Origin of the sequence: Blastococcus colisei, assembly GCF_006717095.1 — a bacterium.
GTDB lineage: Bacteria > Actinomycetota > Actinomycetes > Mycobacteriales > Geodermatophilaceae > Blastococcus_B > Blastococcus_B colisei.
Genome location: NZ_VFQE01000002.1, coordinates 825,810 through 843,798, shown reverse-complemented (window position 1 = coordinate 843,798; position 17,989 = coordinate 825,810). Strand labels below are relative to the sequence as shown.

Sequence of the window (17,989 nt, the reverse complement as noted above, 5' to 3'; positions counted from 1 at the left end):
GCAAAGCTGCGGTGCTCACTCGCGACCGCCACCTGAACGACCTGGACGCCGACCCGGCCGCCGTTGACGACGCCCTTGTGCCCAACCGGCGCGCACGACCCTGGGCCGTCGGTGCACCCGCGCGCCCGGTGGCCCGCCTGGCCGGACGCCGCGGAACCCGTCCGTGCCGTGCCCAGCCAGAGCAGATCTCGCACAGCAGCTAAAGGACGATGGGCGCACGTGCTGCAGCCGTTCGGCTGGCTGTCACAACTTGCCAAGAGTCCGCACCAGACATCGTTCGGATCACCATCTCGTTGCGCCTTCAGGACGGTCTGTGAGTGGCCGATCATTCCTCGTAGCCGACCTGACGTCTGCTGCCCAACCAGCTGAGCGCCAACTCTGTCGCTCGTCCCGAAGTAGGAGTCTTGATGACCCTCGGCAAGCCGGTCGCCGGCGTCTGCGCCGCGACCGCTCTCTTCGTCTGTGGGGCCACCGGGTTCCCGGTCGCGCCCGACTCCGTCCCGGCGTCCACCGGCACGCTCAGTCTCGGCGGTACCGCGACGACGTCGCTGGTGGCCGGCCAGGACTTGACCCTGACCGCGGACGGATTCGGCTCGAACGCGTCGATCAGCATCGTTCAGTACAGCGAGCCGACGACGCTGGGCACGACGGTCGCTGACTCCAGCGGCCACATGTCGGTGGAGGTAGCCCTCGACCCGAGCCTCACCGGTCAGCACACGCTGGTCGCGCTCGGCAACGCACCGGACGGCTCGCCGCATGTCGTCGAGTCGGTGGTGACCGTCGCCGCGCCGGCGACCTCGCCGACCGGTGCGAGCAAATTGGCGTGGACCGGTTTCAGCACCGCGGCCTACGCCGGCGGTGGCTTCCTCGCCCTCCTGTCGGGCATCGCGCTGATTCGAGCAGCCCAGGGACGCAAGACCCTGCCGGTCGCGTGAGCAGCTCCTGACGCGGCGGGCCGCCACTGTGGCGGCCCGCCGCTCCCGCTTTTCCTCGCCCGCTAGGAGCCCGCCGGTGCTTTACGCGCTCTCGCTGATCCTGGTCCTCGTCGGGCTCGGTTACCTCCTTCTCACCCTGGCGCTCGCCCGGACGAAGAAGCCGCTGCTCGAGGACGGGGACGAGCCGAAGCGATTCATCTTCCTGGTTCCTGCGCTCAACGAGGAACTAGTGATCGGCTCGACCGTCGACGGACTGCTGGGCGCCTGTACCGACCAGGACCGGGTGCTGGTCATCGATGACGGCTCCAGCGACGACACCGCCGGCATCGTCCGCTCGCGCATGGGCGATTCCCGCGTGCAGTTGTTCCAGCGGACCCTGCCGAACGCGAAGATCGGCAAGGGCAAGGCGCTCAACGACGCCTACCGGCACATCCGTGCAGAAGTACTTGCCGAGGGGATCGACCCGCACGACGTGGTGCTGTGCATCGTCGACGCGGATGGCCGCCTGGAGCCGTCGGTGCTTGAGGAGGTGGCGCCCTACTTCCGCGACGAGCGGGTCGGAGCGGTCCAGGTGCTGGTCCGGATCCGCAACCGCGAGAAGTGGCTGAACCGGTTCCAGGATTACGAGTTCCTGCTGTTCTCCTCGCTGACGCAGACCGCCCGAGAGAAACTGGGCAGCGTCGGCCTCGGCGGCAACGGACAGTTCACCCGGCTCGCGGCTCTGATGGAACTGGGCGACGACCCGTGGAGCGAGTGCCTCACCGAGGACCTCGATCTAGGTGTGCGGCTTGCCATCAACGGGTGGCTGAACCGGTTCTGCGGCGAGACGCACGTCGACCAGCAGGGCCTGACGAACCCGCGGCTGCTGATCCGGCAGCGCACCCGCTGGGCGCAGGGGCATTTTCAGTGCTGGAAGCTCGTACCGAAGGTGCTCGCCTCGCACCTGCCGACGGTGACCGCCTTCGACATGTGCTACTACCTGCTGGCGCCGGGCCTGGTGCTGCTGGCGCCGATCATGTTCGCAGCCGCCATGGTCTTCTACGTGACCAGCGTCGTCGCGAACCCAGAGCTGTGGTTCAGCCCGTTCGGTCTCGTCTACTCCGCACTCCAGTACTTGTTCACGTTCGCCCCCGCCCTGTACATGTCGCTGAAGTACCGGCGGCGGGCAGGCGATCTGTCCCTGCTGCGCGCACTCGCCATGGGGCACCTGCTCGCGCTGTACAACTACATCTGGTACATCGCCGAGTACCGGGCCCTCGGCCGGATCCTGCTGCGCCGCAATGGATGGGCCAAGACGGCCCGCGCGGTGGAGGAGGACCCCTCCCTCCCCAAGCCCGAGGGCGTGGACCCCGACGCCCGCGTGGAGGCCGACCCGGCCCTGGAGTGGTGGCGCCATGAGGCGTTCGCGCCCGCCCAGCCGTCCCGGTCGATGCCGGAGCCCGTGATGGTCGGGCAGCCGGCCCAGGCCACGTCGGCCGCACTCCATCGGAGGGGACGGCCGACCGAGTACGTCCTGCGGGACAACTACGACGAGATGCCCACGGTGGTCATGCCTCGTCTGTTGCCTCCCGTGCCGCCGAACGTCCGTCGCCGTCCCACCGCGACCTGACCGCTTTCCCGGGAGCCTCTGCCATGTCCTCGCTGCACCGCGTGCTCGTCGTCTTCGGCACCCGTCCGGAAGCGATCAAGATGGTGCCGGTCATCCGCGCCCTCGATGCCCACCCGAACCTAGCGCCGATCGTGGCGGTGACCGGCCAGCACCGGGAGATGCTCACCCAGGTGCTCACCATGTTCGGCGTCGCGCCGCACGCCGATCTCGACCTGCACGCACCCGGCCAGTCGCTGGAGGAGATCACCGCCCGGGCGCTGCTCGGCCTGCGTCCGGTGCTGGAGAGTGCCGACCCGTCGGCCGTGGTGGTGCAGGGTGACACGTCCACGACGTTCGCCGCCGCGCTGGGTGCCTTCTATACCCGCCGGCCGGTGGTGCACGTCGAGGCCGGGCTGCGTACCGGCGACCTGCACAACCCGTTTCCCGAGGAGGCCAATCGCCGCCTGACCACGCGGTTGGCCGCGCTCCACCTAGCAGCGACCGCAGGCAACCGGGACGCCCTCCTGGCCGAGGGCGTCGACTCCGCCGACATCGCCGTCACCGGCAACACCGTCATCGACGCCCTCTACGAGGCCGCCACGTGGCAGCGCCCGTGGAGCGAAGCGATGCTGGCGGATGCGCTCGGTGAGTACCGGGTCCGTGGGCAGCGGCCGACCGTCCTGGTGACCGCCCATCGGCGGGAGTCATGGGGACAGCCGCTGCGAGAGGTTGCCGCCGCGATCGGCGAGGTCGCCACCGCGCGGCCCGACGTCCAGTTCGTCTGGCCGCTGCACGCCAACCCCGCCGTCCGCGACTGGGTCAGTCCGGCCGTGGCGGACCTGCCCAACGTGGTGCTCACCGGTCCGGCGGCCTACGACGACCTCGTCCGCCTGTTGCGCATCGCCGACGTGGCTGTCACCGACTCGGGTGGCATCCAGGAGGAGGCGCCTGCTCTGGGTGTGCCGGTGCTGGTCACCCGGGACGTGACCGAACGGCAGGAGGCTGTGGAGTGCGGTGCGGCAGAGTTGGTCGGCACGGACGGGGCTCGCATCGTCTCTACGTTGACGACGCTGCTGTCCGAGCCACTGGCCCACGCAGCCATGACGGTCGAGCAATCGCCCTACGGCGACGGCCTGGCCGGGGCTCGTAGCGCTGCGGCCATCGCGGCCATGCTCGGGGTCGGGCAGCGCCTGCCCGACTTCGTCGCATCGATCACGCCTGCGACGCCGGTTGGGATCGATTTCGATCTGCCCGGCATCGACGGCGGCCGTCAGATCGGGAAGCCAGGCCGGCGTCCGCAGGACGATCGCTACGCCCGCAGCGACGGCTGATCGGCGGGAATGCATGACTCTCGTCTCGCCTCCGGTAGAGCATGCTCCTCCGCGACCCGCGCCGACGGTCGCCCGCCGATCCCTGGGCGATGTTGTCCGTCCGTTGGTCAGCGGGCTGGGGCAGCTGTTGGTCACCGTGGCGGTGATCGTGGGACTACTCATCGTCTATGAGAACTTCGTCAGCGACCTGTACAGCGACCGGGCGCAGGCGCACCTCACCGAGCAACTGCGCGATGAGTGGGACGCGCCATCGCCGACGACCGTCGCGGTGCCGCCGCCGGTCACCGCACCGCCGGTCGGCGAACCGTTCGGGTTCCTGCACATCCCTCGACTCGGCACCGACTACCGCCGGGCCGTCGTGGAAGGCACCTAGGAGCAGCAGTTAGCCCACGGCCCCGGCCACTACGTAGGCACGGCGATGCCCGGTCAACCGGGCAACTTCGCCGTCGCCGGTCACCGAGTCGGCCGGGGCTCCCCGTTCCTGGACCTGGACACCCTGCGGCCCGGTGATCTGATCGTCGTGGAGACCGAAGACGCCTGGTACACCTACCGGGTCATCGGCGACACCGCGACGGGAGAGTTCGTCCCGGACGGCAACGGCGTGCCCGGCCGCGAGGTCGTCGACCCGATCGACGTGTCGGTCATCGCGCCCACCCCCCGCGGCGCGATGACCGCAGCCCCGACCGGCGCCTACCTGACGCTGACCACCTGCCATCCGAAGTACTCCGCCCGGACCCGGTTGGTCATCCACGCCGTGCTCGACGGCGCTCCGCTGACCGAGGCGGCGGCACCGGACGGCCCCCTGGCGCTGCAGCAGCGACAGATCCCGGCCTGACCCAAGGAGTCGGACAATGTACACCTGGATCTGGCGACACCTGCCCGGCAGCGCGGGCAGCAAGGTGGCGCAGTCGCTCCTCCTGGTCCTCGCCGCCGCTGCGCTGCTGCTGTTCGTCGTCTTCCCCGCAGTCGAGCCACACCTGCCGTTCAACGACGTCACCATCGACCGATGCCCCAGCGAGTCCGCCAAGTGCGCGTCTGCCCGGCGCTGACCACCACGGTGCACCCGTCGAGAGGAGTGCAGAACAGATGATTCGCTGGCGCCATGCCGTACCGGTGTTCCTGACCGCCTCTACCGTGACGCTGAGTGCCTGCGGAGCCGTTCAGGGCACCGCCGCCGTCGCGAGCCAGGCCGTGTCGCCGAGTGCGCCCGCGACCTCGAGTGCGTCTGCGCCGTCGACCCCGGCGGCGACGTCCAGGCCGGCTCCGCCGGAGCCTCCGTACGAACCGTTGGACGGCGTTGAGGCCGGGGTGCCGGACGGCTGGAAGACCGGAAGTTTCAACGGGCTGTCCTTCGCCGTGCCCGCCGGCGCCAGAGAACGTCCGGGTATCACGGAGCCCAATCGGGACGGCTACGTCGAGCGGGCGTGGAACGGCGCCCCCATCCGCGGCACCACCGCACCCGACGGGGACGGTGAGGCGCTGGCCGAGTACCTCATCCAGAGCAGCACGACCGCCGTCTTCGACGGCGCGGTCCCGGTGGGCGGTGCCCGGGTGTTCGCCCTGACTGTCCCCGGCGCGGAGGTCGCCGCCGGATCGCTCGACGAGGAGCCGGTCCCCGCCCCCGGCAGCGGCACGGTGCTGCGGTTGCGTGTCTACATCCAGGGCTCGGACGGCGCGAACTATCAGGCCGGAATGACCACCGGCGACGACTCCACCGGCCAGCAGGTGGTGCGGCAGTTCATCGGGGCACTGTCGGTCGGCTGACCGCTCGGGACCAGTCTGTCGGCACGTCCGCCGATCGTCCTGCGCGCGTACACCACTCGCGCCAGGGCTGATGACGCAGTTGTGGTAGTGGCAGCAGCACCAGCTCACGGTCTCGCAGCAGCCTCCCCGCGGAACGGCGGCGCGTGTCGAGCGGCCGGCGGACGACGCGGCTCTGCCGGCCAAGAGCGTCCCGGTTGCCCCCCATCCGAGACGACTCACCCGGCGGGTCTACCGGGACCGCTTGCATGGGCTCGAGTGCCTCGCGGCACAAGACCCCGGTGAGGAAGAGCATGGTCAGGTCGTGACCACTGGCCCAGAACCGGAGGGCAACCGCCTCCGGAGCAATGTGTCCGCGAATCGGTCCTATGGGGAGATCATGACCGGCCCGGACGTCGACGTCCTCTACGTGGCCACGCCCACGCCCAGCACCACGCCTTCGTCTCTGGGCATACGTACGCGCCGGCAAGGCGCTGCTGGTCAAGAAGGCGTTCACCGCTACGACCGCCGGGGCCGTGGAGTTGGTGGAGCTGGGCGAGCCCCCGGTGTTGGCCATGGAGGCCATGCGCAGTCTCTTGCAGCCGGCGGTCGTCGCGCTGCTCGAGCTGGTCGCCGACGGCGCGGTCGTCGAGGTGCGCTCGGTGCAGACGGACCTCAGAGTGCACCGCGAGTACGAGCCCGGCCACCGCCTCTTTGGCTCCCGCCCGGCCGCGCCTCGCTGCCGGATCTGGTGCCTACGTGGTCTCCCTTGCCCAGACACGCTCGGCGCGCCGCAGCGACCCCACCGCACCGGCTCGCCGTTCCCCTCGGGCGTTGACGCGGGGGCCAGTCTGCTGCTCGACCACAGCGAGGATCGCTCGGCCACGGCTCACCACCTCGCTGGGACAGGCCTTCCCGTCCAAGTCCGGGTGTTCGGCACCACGGGGCCGGTCGATGTCCTCCCGCTGTTCCATCCGCAGACGATCGTCTTCCAGGGGGATACCGCGGAGTCCCCCTTCGGGATGACCCCGGCTCAGGTTGAAGGCCCGGCGCGCCGATGGACCGGCAGCGGATCGGCAGAAGGCGCGATCCACCATGCTCGGAGGAGCCCCCACATGTTGCTGTTCGAAGGCCTCGCCGCGGTCGCGGCCAAGATCGCCGGTGCCGGCGCAGTCGCGCAGGCCACCGCGGGCCTCGGCATCGCCGTGGCTGGTGTCACGGGAGCGGGCGCCGTCGGCGCCCTGCCCGCCTCGCTTCAGGACCCGGTGGCCGCCGCGGTCGAGACCGTGTCGCCGTTCGACCTTCCCGATTCCAACGACAGCCTCAAGACCGACGACTCGGGCCTCGACGGGCCGGGCGACCTGCCCGATGCGCCCGACACCGACGAGAGCGACGGCCCTGACGACTCCGACGACCCGGCTCGGCTGGCTGCCGAGGCCGAGGAGGACGCCCGGGAGGCCGCCGAGGAGGCCGAGGAGCAGGCCCGTGAGGCTGAGGAGGAGGCTCGCGAGGCCGCCGAGGAGGCCGAGGAGCAGGCCCGTGAGGCTGAGGAGGACGCCCGGGAGGCCGCCGAGGTTGCCGAGGAGCAGGCCCGTGAGGCTGAGGAGGAGGCCCGCGAGGCCGCCGAGGATGCCGAGGAGCAGGCACGCGAGGCCGCCGAGAAGGCGTCCAAGCCGGACAACTCCGGCTCCGGCTCGGCGAACTCGGGCTCCGGCGGTGGGGACGACGACTCCAGCGATTCGGACGACGACTGACGCCTACGGCATCTGACGCACGAGCAGGGCCCCGCTCGTCGGAGCGGGGTCCTGCTGCCGTGTGGGGCTATGGCCAAAGTCGTGTACTGCAGCGACCGGCCCCTGGCGGCCCACCGACGTCGGAAATCGGCGGGGTACGGCTGCTGCGGCCGAACCTTCAGCGGCTGGTGGGGGTAATCAATGGCGTCGGCGATTTCGATTTTCACCTGCGAAAACGATTGATCGTTGTTGGTTCGGAGAGCCTCTGAACCAAGCTTGAAAACCGCTATGGGGTAACACCCATCGTGGGTTCGAATCCCACGCCCTCCGCTCATGCTCACGACCAGAGGTCTTGTGTCGCGCACGGCGCACCGGGGCCGCTCGCGACGCACGCGAGCGGCCCCGGCATGGGCGGATCATCGTCAGCGGAGACGGATCACCACGTCGACGATGTCGCTGTCCGGTCGGAACGTGCCGATCGCCTCGCCGGCGGTGCCGGTGTACCGCCCGGTTCCCCCGGTGACCGCCCAGCGGAAGCCCTCGGGGCCCTGCTGGGGATTCTCGTCGAAGGCGCCCTGGGTGGTGACGGTTCCCTCCGGCAGCAGGATCGTGGTGGTGCACAGGGCGACGAGTCGCGTGTCGGAGACCAGCGCGAGGGTGCAGCTGCCTGTCGAGCTGCCGACGGCCCTGCCGCGTCGCTGCACCTCGTCGACGAAGATCTCGGTGTCACCGGTGCTGAACCCGGGAGCGCCGAGGTCGAGCTCGGTGGACTGGTCGGGAACCTTCACGGTCGTGAGGTGCAGGGTCTGGTCGGCGGCCGCGGTCGGGGCGACGGCGAGAGCCGCGCCGGCGCCGGCGAGCAGGACGGTCGCCGCGAGCACGGCGCGACGGGATCGGGTGATGGTCATCGGACTCTCCTTGCTGGTGGATGGGAAGGGTGGAAACCGCGTCAGCCGGTGAAGGCGAGGTAGACGGCGGTGGCGACGGTGAGGGCGGCCAGCACGAGGGCGACCGTTGCGGGGGCGGTCAGCCGGCCGAGCCGGCGGCGGGCGTCGAGGGCGACCCCGGCCGCGCCGGCCGCGAGAACCGACGGGATGCCGAGGTAGAAGACGGCGATCGCCACCACGCCGAGTCCGGCGAGGACGAGTGCTCGCACCGCGGTGCGCTGCGGCGGAAGGGCTCGCGCCCGGGCGGTGGCGAGGCCGACGAGGACCAGCGACACGGCGACGACGGCGATGTTCACCCCGAGGGCGGCCCAGCCGCCGTGTCCGTGGAAGTCGACGCCCCAGCCGGAATCGTCCTTCCACGGCGTCTCGAGGAAGGTGCCGGCCAGCGTGCAGCCGAGGGCGAGAACTGCACCGGCGGTCGTGAAGGCGTCGGGCGCCGGCACGGAGCGGCGCGTGGCGGTGGACGGGACGGTCGAGCTGGCAGACATGAGGTCCTCCCGGGTCGGTGCCGGCACCGGTGGCCGGTCGGACGCCACCGTGTCGGTCCCGGGCGTCCCTGCGGATGGGCCGCACGGCCGCCCGACCCGGGAACTCCTCCCGGCTCGACCGGGACGCCGAGGCCCCCCACCGGGACACGACCGACGGCACACTGATGCCGTGCGCCCTCGCTACCTCCCGACCGGCGCCGCCGTCACGGCGACGCTGCTGTGTGCGGCCGCCGTCGGCCTGTCGGCCTGGGTGGACGCCCGCCTCCCTGAGTCCGGGGCAGGCGTCCTGAGCGATGCCATCGGCCCCGTCTACGCGGCGACCGGCGCACTGCTGGTCCATCTGCGGCCGCGGAACTCGATCGGCTGGCTGCTGGTGCTGACCGGGCTGCTGGGGGCGCTCAGCTCCACGGCGGTCGCGTACGGGGGCTACGGCACGAGGGTCGCCGATCCGGCGTGGCCCCTCGCTGCCGTGATCGCTCAGGCCGGGTCGATGGCCTGGCTCCCGGCCGCGTTGCTGCCGGCGACGGTGCTGGTCGCCGTCTACCCCTCCGGTCGGCTGCCCGCGCGGTGGTGGCGCTGGCCCGTGGGGGCGGTCGTGTCCGGGTTGCTCGTCGTGACCGTCCTGAGCAGCCTTTCCCAGAGCTCGTACGACGACTTCGCGTCCGGTACGGCGCCCGTCCTGCTGCCCGAAGCCGGATGGGTCGTGGGGGCCGGGGTCGTCGCCGGCCTCGCCATCGCCGCCGGGACGCTCACGATCTGGGCAGCGACCGTCCTGCGGCTGGCGCGGGCCCGGTCGCCGGAGCGCCAGCAGCTGGCGTGGCTGCTGTGCGTCGTGCTGCCCCTCATGGTGGCGATCTTCTTCATCCCGTCGCCCTGGGTCTGGCTGCCGCTGGCCATGATGGTGCCGGGCTCCATCCTCATCGGCGTCGTCCGCTACCGGCTGCTCGGCATCGTGGTGAGCCGGGCGCTCGTGTACGCGGCCCTCACGGCCGCCGTCGTCGTCCTCTACCTCGCCGTCGCGACGGTGACCGCGGCCGCGCTCGGGCGGACGCTGTCGGCCGTTCCCGCCGCGGTGGCCGCCGCCCTGATCGCCGTGGCGCTCGGCCCCGCGCGCGGGCGGCTGCAGGCGGCGGCCGACCGCCTGGTCTACGGACGGCGTCGTGACCCGGTCGGCGCCGTGACCGAGCTCGGCGACCGAGTAGCCACCGCCGAGGAGGCGGACCTCCTTCCGGCCGCACTGGGCAGTGTGACCGCCGCCCTGCGCGCGCCGGGCGCTGTCGTCACGCGCCCAGGGGATCCGCCGACGGAGGAGGGCGGCACGGTCGCCATGCCGCTGCGCGTCGGTGGCCGGGACGTCGGCACGCTGCACGTGACCGAACGGCACCCGGGCGAGCCGTTCACGGCTGGGGACCTGCGGCTGCTGGCTGCGCTGGCACCCCAGGTGGCCGTGGTCGTGCGGGCACTGGAGCTCGCCGGGTGGCTGGAGCGGGAGCGGGATCGGGTGCTGACCGCCACCCACGCCGAACGCGACCGCATCCGCCGCGACCTGCACGACGGGCTCGGCCCGTCGCTGGCCGGTATCGGCCTCGGCGTGCAGGCGGTGCAGGCGCACCTGGACGGGCGGGCCGACGATCCCACCGCGACGCTGCTGGCGCGGCTGAAGGACGAGGTCGACGCCGCCGTCGGCGAGGTGCGCCGGATCATCGACGGCCTGCGCCCGCAGCCGCTCGACGACGTCGGCTTCGTCGCGGCGGTCCGCCGGCACGCCGAGGCGCTGGCCCCGTCGGTGCCGGTGCGGGTGACCGCGGAGGAACTGCCGCCGCTGCCGCCCGACGTCGAGACGGCGGCCTACCGGATCGCACAGGAGGCACTGACGAACGTGGCCCGGCACGCCGGCGCGCGATCGGCCGACGTGGAGCTGCGCGCCCGGGACGGCCGGCTCGAGGTGTCGGTGGGCGACGACGGCACCGGATTCGGGACGGCGGAGGCCGACGGTCCACGACCCGGCGGCGTGGGCCTGGATTCCATGCGCATCCGCGCGCAGGCGGTCGGTGGCGCGCTCACCGTCACCAGTGGGCCCGGCGGCACCCGCGTCGTCGCGGGACTGCCGCTGGAGGCACGGTGATGACCGTGCGGGTCGCGCTGGCCGACGACCACCCCATGTACCGCTTCGGGCTACGCGCGGTCCTCGACGCCTCGCCCGAGGTCGAGGTGGTGGGGGAGGCGGCGGACGGCGCGGAACTCCTCGCGCTCGTGGCCCGCTGCGCGCCGGACGTCGTCCTCACCGACCTGTCGATGCCGAAGCTGTCCGGCGCGGCCGCGATCGACGAGCTGAGCCGGCGCCATCCCGGCATCGGCGTCCTGGTCCTCTCCATGCACGAGGACGACGCCTCGCTCTTCGGTGCCCTACGGGCGGGTGCGCGGGGTTACCTGCTCAAGGGTGCCGACCGGGAGGAGATCGTGCGGGCGGTGCTGACCGTCGCCGGCGGCGACGCGGTCTACGGCGGGGCGGTCGCCCGGCGGGTGGCCGAGGCGCTCACCGGGACGAGCTCACGCGCCCCGGCCTTTCCCGAGCTGACGAACCGGGAACGGGAAGTGCTCGACCTGCTCGCCGGAGGGCTGCGCACCTCGCAGGTCGCCCGCCGGATGGCGCTGTCGGAGAAGACGGTGCGCAACCACGTCTCTGCCGTCCTGAACAAGCTGCAGGTGCCCGACCGCGCGGCCGCTGTCGTCCGCGCCCGGGAGGCCGGGCTCGGCGGCTAGCGGCTCAGCCGCCGTCCGACACGCCGTCCCGGACAGCCGCTGCCGGGATGACCGCACCGCGTCTCGCCGCGTTTCCGCTGGTGGGCGCGCCGCTTGTCGACATGGCGGTGCATCGTGAGGCGGGTCATCGACCGGCTCGGAGGCCGCTGGCAACGATCCGGTGACGGGCGCTCCGTGGCCTGTCGGAAGTCATCGGCAGCGCTGCCTCCGGACGTGACCATTGCACCTGTTCGCGGCACTTCCCCGCCGCGGCGCATGGTGCTGAGGAGTCCACGGGTGACGATGGGCGCGACGCTGGCCTCGCCGGCGATGGCGGTGCTGGGTTTCCTGCTCCTGACCGGCGTGGTGGTCGTGCTGGGTGCCAGCTCGACGGCCCGCTACGAGTTCGAGCGCAACGGCGCCCGGGACCAGCGGCGTGCGGACGCACGCACGTCCGGGACCCATCCCGCCGGCCGTCGTGCCGCGAGCCGCACGGCCGACGCCGGCCGGGCGCAGACGCAGGGCCAGGTCGACGTCGCCGTCCGTCCCGCTCCGGCACAGCCCACCGGCGGGTCCGCCTGGTGGCTGATCGACGACCGCGCGCAGGTGCTGGCCGGCCCGTTTCCCGACCGGATCGACGCCGACTGGGCCGCGCTGGCCGACGAGCTGCCCGCGGTCTCGGTCTTCGGCGTCCGGCGTCCCGACGGCGGTGTGGCGCTGCGGCCCTCGCCGGAGGAGCGGGCCTGGCTCGGGGAGCTCGGGAACCAGCTGGACCGGCTGCCCCGGGACTGGGACGACCTGCTGTCCGACACCGACCCGCTGACCACGCTCGTGGTCGAGGTCGCGGCCGCGCTGGTGGAGGCCGGCATGCCGCTGCACGACACCACGCAGGCGCAGGGCGGGGTCTGCCTGGCACCCGACCTCGAGCTGAGCGGCGTCGTGGTCAGCTGGCGTGCCCACGACCGGCTGAGCCTGCGCCACCCGCGGGGTGCGGCGGCCGACGCGACCGTGCAGCGATCGATGAACGCGGCGATCGCCGAGGTGCTGGGCAACCTCGGGTTCGTCGTCCAGCCGATCGGCGGGACGGGCAGCACGCTCGTGACCGCCCTGCACTGACTCCGGTCGCTAGACGGTCGCCGGCGCGTGCCGGACGACGAGCTCGCCACCGCGCGCCGCGAGCTCCCGGCCCAGCGCGCGCAGGACGTCCAGGCCGGCGTCGTCGGCGTCCCGGACGTCCCGCAGATCGAGGACCACGCGCAGGTGGCCGTTCCCGTGCAGCGACTCCGCGGTCCCGCGCAGGAGGTCGGCGCCAAGCAGGGTGAGGCGCCCGCTGGCCCGGATGGAACCGGTCTGGCGGTCGACGGTCTCGCTGAGCATCAAGCCGCCCGGCGGGCGGTCTCGAGCTCCATGACCCGCCACAGGCCGGTCCGGTGCAGCAGGTCCAGCGTGCGCCGGTTGGCGCCGCGCAGGACGACGGTGCCGCCGCGCGCCCGGCACGTGCGGTGGGCGGAGAGGAAGCTCGCGACGGCGGGGCTGGACAGGTGCTGCACCGCGCTGAGGTCGACGACGAGCCGGCGGGCACCGGCCAGCAGGGCGTCGTGCAGCAGCCAGCGGACGTCGGCCAGCCCGTCGGCGAGCAGGTCGTCGGTGAGCCGGATCGTCACCCGGTCGCGCTCGGGATCCAGCCGGCTGTGCGCCGCCGCGCGGACCGCAGTGGGTGCAGGCATCGGCAACTCCTTCGCTGCGTGGGACGGTCGGTGTCCGGCCCCGAGCGTGGCCCGGCGACATTGCGATGGGCCGGGGAACGCCTTTGCGATTCCATGACGGCGCCCCCGTCGGTGCGGAACGGGGCGGCGGCGATGGCACCATTGCCCGCGATGGCGCTGCGACTGCTGGTGGTGGAGGACGACGACCACATCCGGACGGCGCTCCGCTGGGCTCTGGAGGACGAGGGCTACGACGTCGCGGAGGCCGGCTCCGGTGAGGAGGCATGCCAGGCCGTCGCCGTGAGCGCGCCGGACCTGATGATCGTGGACCTGATGCTCGGGTCGATGGACGGCTTCGAGGTCATCCGGCACGTCCGCCGGACCCTGGACCTGCCGATCATCGTGGTCAGCGCCCGCGCCGACACCAGCGACATCGAGACCGCGCTCGACGCCGGCGCCGACGACTACGTGACCAAGCCGTTCGCGGTCAAGGAGATCAGCGCGCGGCTCCGGGCCCTCCGCCGGCGGGTGACGCCGGCCGCGTTGGCCGACGTCCAGCCCGAGGCCGTGGTCCTCGACCAGGACCCGGTGGCGCCGCTGGTGCTGCGGGAGGCCAGCGGGACGGTGCACCGGGGCGAGGAGCAGCTGCCGCTGACGCTGACGGAGTTCCGGCTGCTGTGCGAGCTGGCCGCGGCCCCGGGCAGGGTCTTCAGCCGCCAGGCCCTGCTCGAGCGGGTCTGGCAGCACGGGTTCTTCGGCGACGAGCGCCTGGTCGACGTGCACGTGCGCCGGCTGCGCACGAAGGTGGAGCGCGATCCGAGCACGCCTCGCGTGGTGGTCACCGTCCGCGGCCTGGGGTACCGGCTGGACCCCCAGTGAGCGACAGGGGCGTGAGCATCGCAGCGAGGCGGCCGCCGACAGGGAGGGAGCATCGCAGCGAGGGACGAGCGAGGAGCGGACCGACCGCGGAGGCGGCCTGGACGCCGGAGCGAGGAGCGGAGCGGCCCGCCGGAGCGAACGCGAAGGCACAGTGAGAGCCGCCCTCCGGGTGCCGGCACTCCGGGGGAAGGGCCTGCGGGCACGGATCGTCCTCGGGTACGCCGTCGGCACGCTGCTGGTCTCGGTCGTGCTGGTGAGCGTCACGTTCCTGCTGGCCCGCAGCTACCTGCTCGACCAGCGCGAGGCCTCGCTGACCCGGCAGGCCTTCGCCGACGCGAACGTGCTGGACAGCCGGCTGGCGACGGAGGGCGCCGAGGTGGGGGACGTGCTGGGTGAGCTGGTGCCGTCGGGTGGCGCGGACGTCGTGCTGCGCAGCGGGAACGCCTGGTACTCGTCGAGCCTGGACGTCGGGGCCCGGGACGTCCCGGCGGACCTCCGGAGGCTGCTGCAGACGGAGCCCGCCGCCAGCGTCGTCGTCGATGCCTCCGGCGGGCCCCGGCTGATCGTCGGGCTCACCCTGCCCAACGCCGACGTCGAGTTCTACGAGGTGGCGCCGCTGACCGAACTGCGGCAGGTGCTGAGCACGCTGGCCGCGGTGCTCGGGGCCGCCGCCCTGGCCGCGACCGCCGCAGGTGCGGCCTTCGGGGCGTGGGCGAGCCGCCGGGCGGTGCAACCGCTGGAGCAGGTCGCCGGTGCGGCCACCCGGATCGCCGGCGGCGAGCTGACCACGCGGCTTCCGGTCACCGACGACCCTGATCTGGTGGGGATCGTGGCGAGCTTCAACAGCATGGTCGACGCGCTCGCCGCCCGGATCGAGCGGGACGCCCGCTTCGTGGGCGACGTGAGCCACGAACTGCGCAGCCCGCTGACCACGCTGGTCACCAGCGTCGAGGTGCTCGGCGGCCGCCGGGAGGAGCTCTCGCCGCGCGGCCGCGAGGCGCTGGCGCTGGTGGAGGGCGAGCTGACGCGCTTCCGGCGCACCCTCGACGACCTGCTGCAGCTCGCCCGGCTGGACGGCGCGCCCGTGTCCGCGTCGGCCCAGCCGGTGTCACTGACCGAGCTGGTGCGCCAGGTGATCGCCGACAGCGGCCGACCCCAGGAGTTGCTCGTGGTGGACGACGACGCCGACACCACCGTCCGGGGCGACAAGACCAGCCTCGAGCGGGCGGTCCGGAACCTGCTCGACAACGCCGACCGGCACGCCGGGGGAGCGTGTGCCGTGTGCGTCGAGCGGCGGGACGGCGCCGTCCTCGTGACCGTCGACGACGCGGGGCCGGGCGTCGTCCCGGAGGACCGCGAGCGGATCTTCGAGCGCTTCGCCCGAGGCCCGCGGGCCGCCCGCAGGTCGCTGCCCGGCGCGGGCCTGGGGCTGGCGATCGTGGCGGAGACGGCGGCCCGGCACGGCGGTGCCGCGTGGTGCTCGGACGGGCCGGACGGCGGTGCGCGATTCACCCTGTCGCTCCCGGCGGTGCCTCGATGACCGGGCGCCGGCGGGCGGTGCCGGCCGGCCTGGTGTGGGCCATGGCGCTCTGCGTCGGCGGGTGCGGCGTGCCCGCCGGGGGAGCGCCGGAGGCCATCCCGTCGTCCGAGGTGCCCTACGGGCTGGCGCAGGCGAGCCCGGAGTCGACCTCCGCTCCTCCCGCGTCGGCGCCGGTCGAGGCGCCGTTCCAGGTCTTCCTGGTCAGTGCGGGCGACGTCCTGGTCGGCCGGCCTCGCGAGGTCGAGGGGGGGACGCTGCGCGAGCGGCTCGCCCACCTGCTCGCCTCGCTCGAGGAGAGCCCCACGGCCGCGGAGCGCGAGGAACAGCTGTCCACCGTGCTGTCCCCGGAGGTGCGGCTGTCGGTCAGCGATCTGTCGGACGGCACGGCGACGATCGACCTCGGATCCCCCACGGCGGCGCCGTCCGGTGCGGCGGGCCGCCGGGCGGTCGCGCAGATCGTGCTGACGGCGACGAGCATGCGGGGGGTCGACGCCGTCCGGCTCACCATCGCCGGGGATCCGGTGGAGGCGCCGCTGCCGACGGGCGAGCTCACGTCCGCGCCGCTGACCGCGAGCGACTACGCCACCTTCCTCACCGCCCCCGAACCCCCCTCGCCGGCAGTGACCGCGGAACCGCCGACGGCCGTCCCGGCCCCGCCGTCCTGACCTGCCGACAGCCGCCCATGACCGGTGGGCCGCGGTCGCTAGTCTCGGGCCGGGAGACCGGACCGTCGGCCCGCCGGGCCGACCGCGTTCCCCGATCAGGAGGTCCGATGCCCACGGGTGGCCGAGCACTCGTCGACGCGCTGCGCGGCCTGGGCGTGGAGACCGCGTTCGGACTCCCGGGGGTGCACAACCTCGACGCCTGGCGCGCGTTCCCCGGGAGCGGGATCCGGCTGGTCGGTGTCCGGCACGAGCAGACGGCCGCCTATGCCGCCGACGGCTACGCCCGGGCGACCGGGCGGCTGGGGGTGGCCCTGACCACGACCGGTCCGGGCGCCGCGAACGCCGTCGCGGCGACCGGCGAGGCCTGGGCCTGTCACTCCCCGGTTCTCGTCATCGCCACCGACATCCCCTCGACCGATCGACGTGCCGGTGGCTATCGGGGCGTGCTGCACGAGACGACGGACCAGGCGGGATTCTTCCGGCCGGTCACGAAGGCGGTCGTCCGGGTGGACCGGGCCGAGCAGATCCACGCCGAGGTCATCCGGGCCGGCCGGCTCGCGATGGCGGCCCCGCGGCGCCCGGTGTACGTGGAGATCCCCACCGACCTGCTCGGCGCCGACGTGCCGGAATCCACGGCCGAGCCCGAGCAGCCGACCGGCCGGGACGGCGACATCTCTCTCGACGAGGCCGTCGCGGCGCTGGCGGCCGCCCGCCGACCGCTGGTGTGGGCCGGTGGCGGCGCGACTGCGGCCGGCGCCGGCGAGCTGGTCGCCCGGGTCGCCGAGCGGCTCGGGGCGCCGGTGCTCACCTCGTACGGCGGGCGTGGACTGCTGGCGCCGGACTCGCCCTGCCTGGTCCCCCTCCCACCGCACGCCCCCGAGGCCGGCGCGCTCTGGGACGACGCCGACGTGGTGCTCGTCGTCGGCAGCGACCTGGACGCGATGAACACCCAGGGCTTCCGGCAGCCGCGCCCGCCCCGACTGATCGCGATCGACCTCGCCGAGCCGGTGACCTATCCGCCGGACGTGTGGGTCCAGGCGGACGCAGCGGTTGCGCTGCGAGGGGTGCTCGCGACGCTCCCCGAGGAGCCGCGTCCGGCGTGGTGGGCACGGCCCGATGGGCGGTCGGCCTACGCGGGTCCGGAGGTCGACTTCCTGGAGGCGTTCGAGTCCGCGCTGCCACCGGACGCCGTCGTGGTGGCGGACATGTGCATCCCGGGGTACTGGTACGCGGCCTTCGGCAAGGTCGCCGCTGCCCGCGGGCTGGCCTACCCCGTCGGCTGGGGCACCCTCGGTTTCGGCTTCCCGGCGTCGCTCGGCGCTGCGCTGTCCGGCCGCCCCACGGTGGCGCTGGTGGGGGACGGCGGGTTCCTGTACGCCTGCGGCGACCTCGCGACCGCGGCACAGGAGCGGCTCCCGGTGACCGTCGTGCTGGTGGACGACGGCGGCTACGGCATGTTGCGGTACGACTTCACCCGTCGGGACGAGGAGCCGCTGGGGTGCGACCTCGGATCGCCGGACTTCGTCGCGCTCGCGCGGTCCTTCGGCGTGCCGGCGCGACGGGTCACCGTGGACGAGCTGGGGGCGGCCGTCGCCGACGGACTCGCGTCCGGTGGCCCGTCGCTGCTGGTGCTCGAGGCGGCCTACACGCCGCCGCTCACCACCTCGCCGCGCTGGTACCGCGCCCGGGGCTGAG

18 protein-coding genes and 1 pseudogene are annotated in these 17,989 nt (G+C 73.2%); 15 read left to right on the top strand and 4 right to left on the bottom strand.

Features of this window, described 5'->3' with window-relative positions; all coding sequences use genetic code 11:
* Nucleotides 1-407: 407 nt before the first annotated feature.
* The 8 genes and pseudogenes from FHU33_RS23505 to FHU33_RS23475 all read left to right on the top strand — a co-directional run bounded on the left by FHU33_RS23505 (nucleotide 408) and on the right by FHU33_RS23475 (nucleotide 7,348).
* On the top strand, nucleotides 408-935 hold the full coding sequence (locus FHU33_RS23505; protein WP_142027965.1) for a hypothetical protein: 528 nt from the start codon (nucleotides 408-410) through the stop codon (nucleotides 933-935).
* 76 nt (nucleotides 936-1,011) lie between these two features.
* The gene (locus FHU33_RS23500) at nucleotides 1,012-2,544 is read left to right on the top strand and encodes a glycosyltransferase (protein ID WP_170182670.1); all 1,533 of its coding nucleotides are present in this window, start codon (nucleotides 1,012-1,014) and stop codon (nucleotides 2,542-2,544) included.
* Nucleotides 2,545-2,567: 23 nt separating this feature from the next.
* Nucleotides 2,568-3,854: a non-hydrolyzing UDP-N-acetylglucosamine 2-epimerase gene (wecB, locus tag FHU33_RS23495; RefSeq protein ID WP_142027963.1), complete on the top strand. Its 1,287-nt coding sequence runs from the start codon at nucleotides 2,568-2,570 to the stop codon at nucleotides 3,852-3,854.
* A gap of 103 nt (nucleotides 3,855-3,957) precedes the next feature.
* Nucleotides 3,958-4,227, top strand: a complete 270-nt coding sequence (locus FHU33_RS26085) for a class E sortase (protein WP_246064160.1) — start codon at nucleotides 3,958-3,960, stop codon at nucleotides 4,225-4,227.
* A 15-nt stretch (nucleotides 4,228-4,242) separates the two neighbouring features.
* Nucleotides 4,243-4,689 (top strand): annotated as a pseudogene (locus FHU33_RS26080) (sortase domain-containing protein); the annotation flags it as partial.
* A 16-nt stretch (nucleotides 4,690-4,705) separates the two neighbouring features.
* Nucleotides 4,706-4,903, top strand: a complete 198-nt coding sequence (locus FHU33_RS23485; protein WP_142027962.1) for a hypothetical protein — start codon at nucleotides 4,706-4,708, stop codon at nucleotides 4,901-4,903.
* 238 nt (nucleotides 4,904-5,141) lie between these two features.
* The gene (locus FHU33_RS23480; protein ID WP_142027961.1) at nucleotides 5,142-5,618 is read left to right on the top strand and encodes a hypothetical protein; all 477 of its coding nucleotides are present in this window, start codon (nucleotides 5,142-5,144) and stop codon (nucleotides 5,616-5,618) included.
* 1,091 nt (nucleotides 5,619-6,709) lie between these two features.
* On the top strand, nucleotides 6,710-7,348 hold the full coding sequence (locus FHU33_RS23475) for a hypothetical protein (RefSeq protein ID WP_142027960.1): 639 nt from the start codon (nucleotides 6,710-6,712) through the stop codon (nucleotides 7,346-7,348).
* A 401-nt stretch (nucleotides 7,349-7,749) separates the two neighbouring features.
* Here the strand turns inward: FHU33_RS23475 and FHU33_RS23470 are convergent, their stop codons facing one another.
* Nucleotides 7,750-8,235, bottom strand: coding sequence for an allene oxide cyclase barrel-like domain-containing protein (locus FHU33_RS23470; protein WP_142027959.1), 486 nt, complete (start codon nucleotides 8,233-8,235; stop codon nucleotides 7,750-7,752).
* Nucleotides 8,236-8,276: 41 nt separating this feature from the next.
* Nucleotides 8,277-8,762, bottom strand: a complete 486-nt coding sequence (locus FHU33_RS23465) for a hypothetical protein (RefSeq protein ID WP_142027958.1) — start codon at nucleotides 8,760-8,762, stop codon at nucleotides 8,277-8,279.
* 169 nt (nucleotides 8,763-8,931) lie between these two features.
* On the opposite strand from FHU33_RS23465, the gene FHU33_RS23460 reads away from it, so the two are divergent.
* The 3 genes from FHU33_RS23460 (at nucleotide 8,932) to FHU33_RS23450 (ending at nucleotide 12,620) form a co-directional block, all read left to right on the top strand.
* Nucleotides 8,932-10,887 carry a histidine kinase gene (locus tag FHU33_RS23460; protein ID WP_142027957.1) on the top strand — a complete coding sequence of 652 codons (1,956 nt, stop codon included), beginning with the start codon at nucleotides 8,932-8,934 and terminating at the stop codon, nucleotides 10,885-10,887.
* Nucleotides 10,887-11,525, top strand: coding sequence for a response regulator transcription factor (locus FHU33_RS23455; RefSeq protein ID WP_142027956.1), 639 nt, complete (start codon nucleotides 10,887-10,889; stop codon nucleotides 11,523-11,525). Before FHU33_RS23460 ends, FHU33_RS23455 begins: the two co-directional genes overlap by 1 nt.
* A gap of 282 nt (nucleotides 11,526-11,807) precedes the next feature.
* Nucleotides 11,808-12,620, top strand: coding sequence for a hypothetical protein (locus FHU33_RS23450; protein ID WP_142028133.1), 813 nt, complete (start codon nucleotides 11,808-11,810; stop codon nucleotides 12,618-12,620).
* A gap of 9 nt (nucleotides 12,621-12,629) precedes the next feature.
* Here FHU33_RS23450 and FHU33_RS23445 read toward each other — a convergent pair whose 3' ends face one another.
* Together FHU33_RS23445 and FHU33_RS23440 are read right to left on the bottom strand one after the other, a co-directional pair.
* A complete protein-coding gene (locus FHU33_RS23445; RefSeq protein ID WP_142027955.1) occupies nucleotides 12,630-12,881 on the bottom strand; it encodes an STAS domain-containing protein in 252 nt (83 codons plus the stop codon).
* The gene (locus FHU33_RS23440; protein WP_142027954.1) at nucleotides 12,881-13,231 is read right to left on the bottom strand and encodes an STAS domain-containing protein; all 351 of its coding nucleotides are present in this window, start codon (nucleotides 13,229-13,231) and stop codon (nucleotides 12,881-12,883) included. Before FHU33_RS23440 ends, FHU33_RS23445 begins: the two co-directional genes overlap by 1 nt.
* 150 nt (nucleotides 13,232-13,381) lie before the next feature.
* On the opposite strand from FHU33_RS23440, the gene FHU33_RS23435 reads away from it, so the two are divergent.
* From FHU33_RS23435 to FHU33_RS23420, 4 genes are all read left to right on the top strand, one after another.
* Nucleotides 13,382-14,089: a response regulator transcription factor gene (locus FHU33_RS23435; RefSeq protein ID WP_142027953.1), complete on the top strand. Its 708-nt coding sequence runs from the start codon at nucleotides 13,382-13,384 to the stop codon at nucleotides 14,087-14,089.
* Between the two features lie 151 nt (nucleotides 14,090-14,240).
* Nucleotides 14,241-15,629: a sensor histidine kinase gene (locus FHU33_RS23430; protein WP_246064156.1), complete on the top strand. Its 1,389-nt coding sequence runs from the start codon at nucleotides 14,241-14,243 to the stop codon at nucleotides 15,627-15,629.
* Complete coding sequence (locus FHU33_RS23425) at nucleotides 15,626-16,294, top strand: GerMN domain-containing protein (RefSeq protein ID WP_142027952.1); 669 nt, start codon at nucleotides 15,626-15,628, stop codon at nucleotides 16,292-16,294. Before FHU33_RS23430 ends, FHU33_RS23425 begins: the two co-directional genes overlap by 4 nt.
* Before the next feature lie 107 nt (nucleotides 16,295-16,401).
* Nucleotides 16,402-17,988: a thiamine pyrophosphate-binding protein gene (locus FHU33_RS23420; protein ID WP_142027951.1), complete on the top strand. Its 1,587-nt coding sequence runs from the start codon at nucleotides 16,402-16,404 to the stop codon at nucleotides 17,986-17,988.
* Nucleotide 17,989: the final 1 nt, after the last annotated feature.

Bases quoted from the DNA above. Each gene is read 5' to 3' on its own strand.
- FHU33_RS23505 (WP_142027965.1), top strand. From the start codon at position 408: ATGACCCTCGGCAAGCCGGTCGCCGGCGTCTGCGCCGCGACCGCTCTC.
- wecB (WP_142027963.1), top strand. From the start codon at position 2,568: ATGTCCTCGCTGCACCGCGTGCTCGTCGTCTTCGGCACCCGTCCGGAA.
- FHU33_RS23485 (WP_142027962.1), top strand. From the start codon at position 4,706: ATGTACACCTGGATCTGGCGACACCTGCCCGGCAGCGCGGGCAGCAAG.
- FHU33_RS23475 (WP_142027960.1), top strand. From the start codon at position 6,710: ATGTTGCTGTTCGAAGGCCTCGCCGCGGTCGCGGCCAAGATCGCCGGT.
- FHU33_RS23470 (WP_142027959.1), bottom strand. From the start codon at position 8,235: ATGACCATCACCCGATCCCGTCGCGCCGTGCTCGCGGCGACCGTCCTG.
- FHU33_RS23465 (WP_142027958.1), bottom strand. From the start codon at position 8,762: ATGTCTGCCAGCTCGACCGTCCCGTCCACCGCCACGCGCCGCTCCGTG.
- FHU33_RS23455 (WP_142027956.1), top strand. From the start codon at position 10,887: ATGACCGTGCGGGTCGCGCTGGCCGACGACCACCCCATGTACCGCTTC.
- FHU33_RS23450 (WP_142028133.1), top strand. From the start codon at position 11,808: ATGGGCGCGACGCTGGCCTCGCCGGCGATGGCGGTGCTGGGTTTCCTG.
- FHU33_RS23445 (WP_142027955.1), bottom strand. From the start codon at position 12,881: ATGCTCAGCGAGACCGTCGACCGCCAGACCGGTTCCATCCGGGCCAGC.
- FHU33_RS23440 (WP_142027954.1), bottom strand. From the start codon at position 13,231: ATGCCTGCACCCACTGCGGTCCGCGCGGCGGCGCACAGCCGGCTGGAT.
- FHU33_RS23435 (WP_142027953.1), top strand. From the start codon at position 13,382: ATGGCGCTGCGACTGCTGGTGGTGGAGGACGACGACCACATCCGGACG.
- FHU33_RS23425 (WP_142027952.1), top strand. From the start codon at position 15,626: ATGACCGGGCGCCGGCGGGCGGTGCCGGCCGGCCTGGTGTGGGCCATG.
- FHU33_RS23420 (WP_142027951.1), top strand. From the start codon at position 16,402: ATGCCCACGGGTGGCCGAGCACTCGTCGACGCGCTGCGCGGCCTGGGC.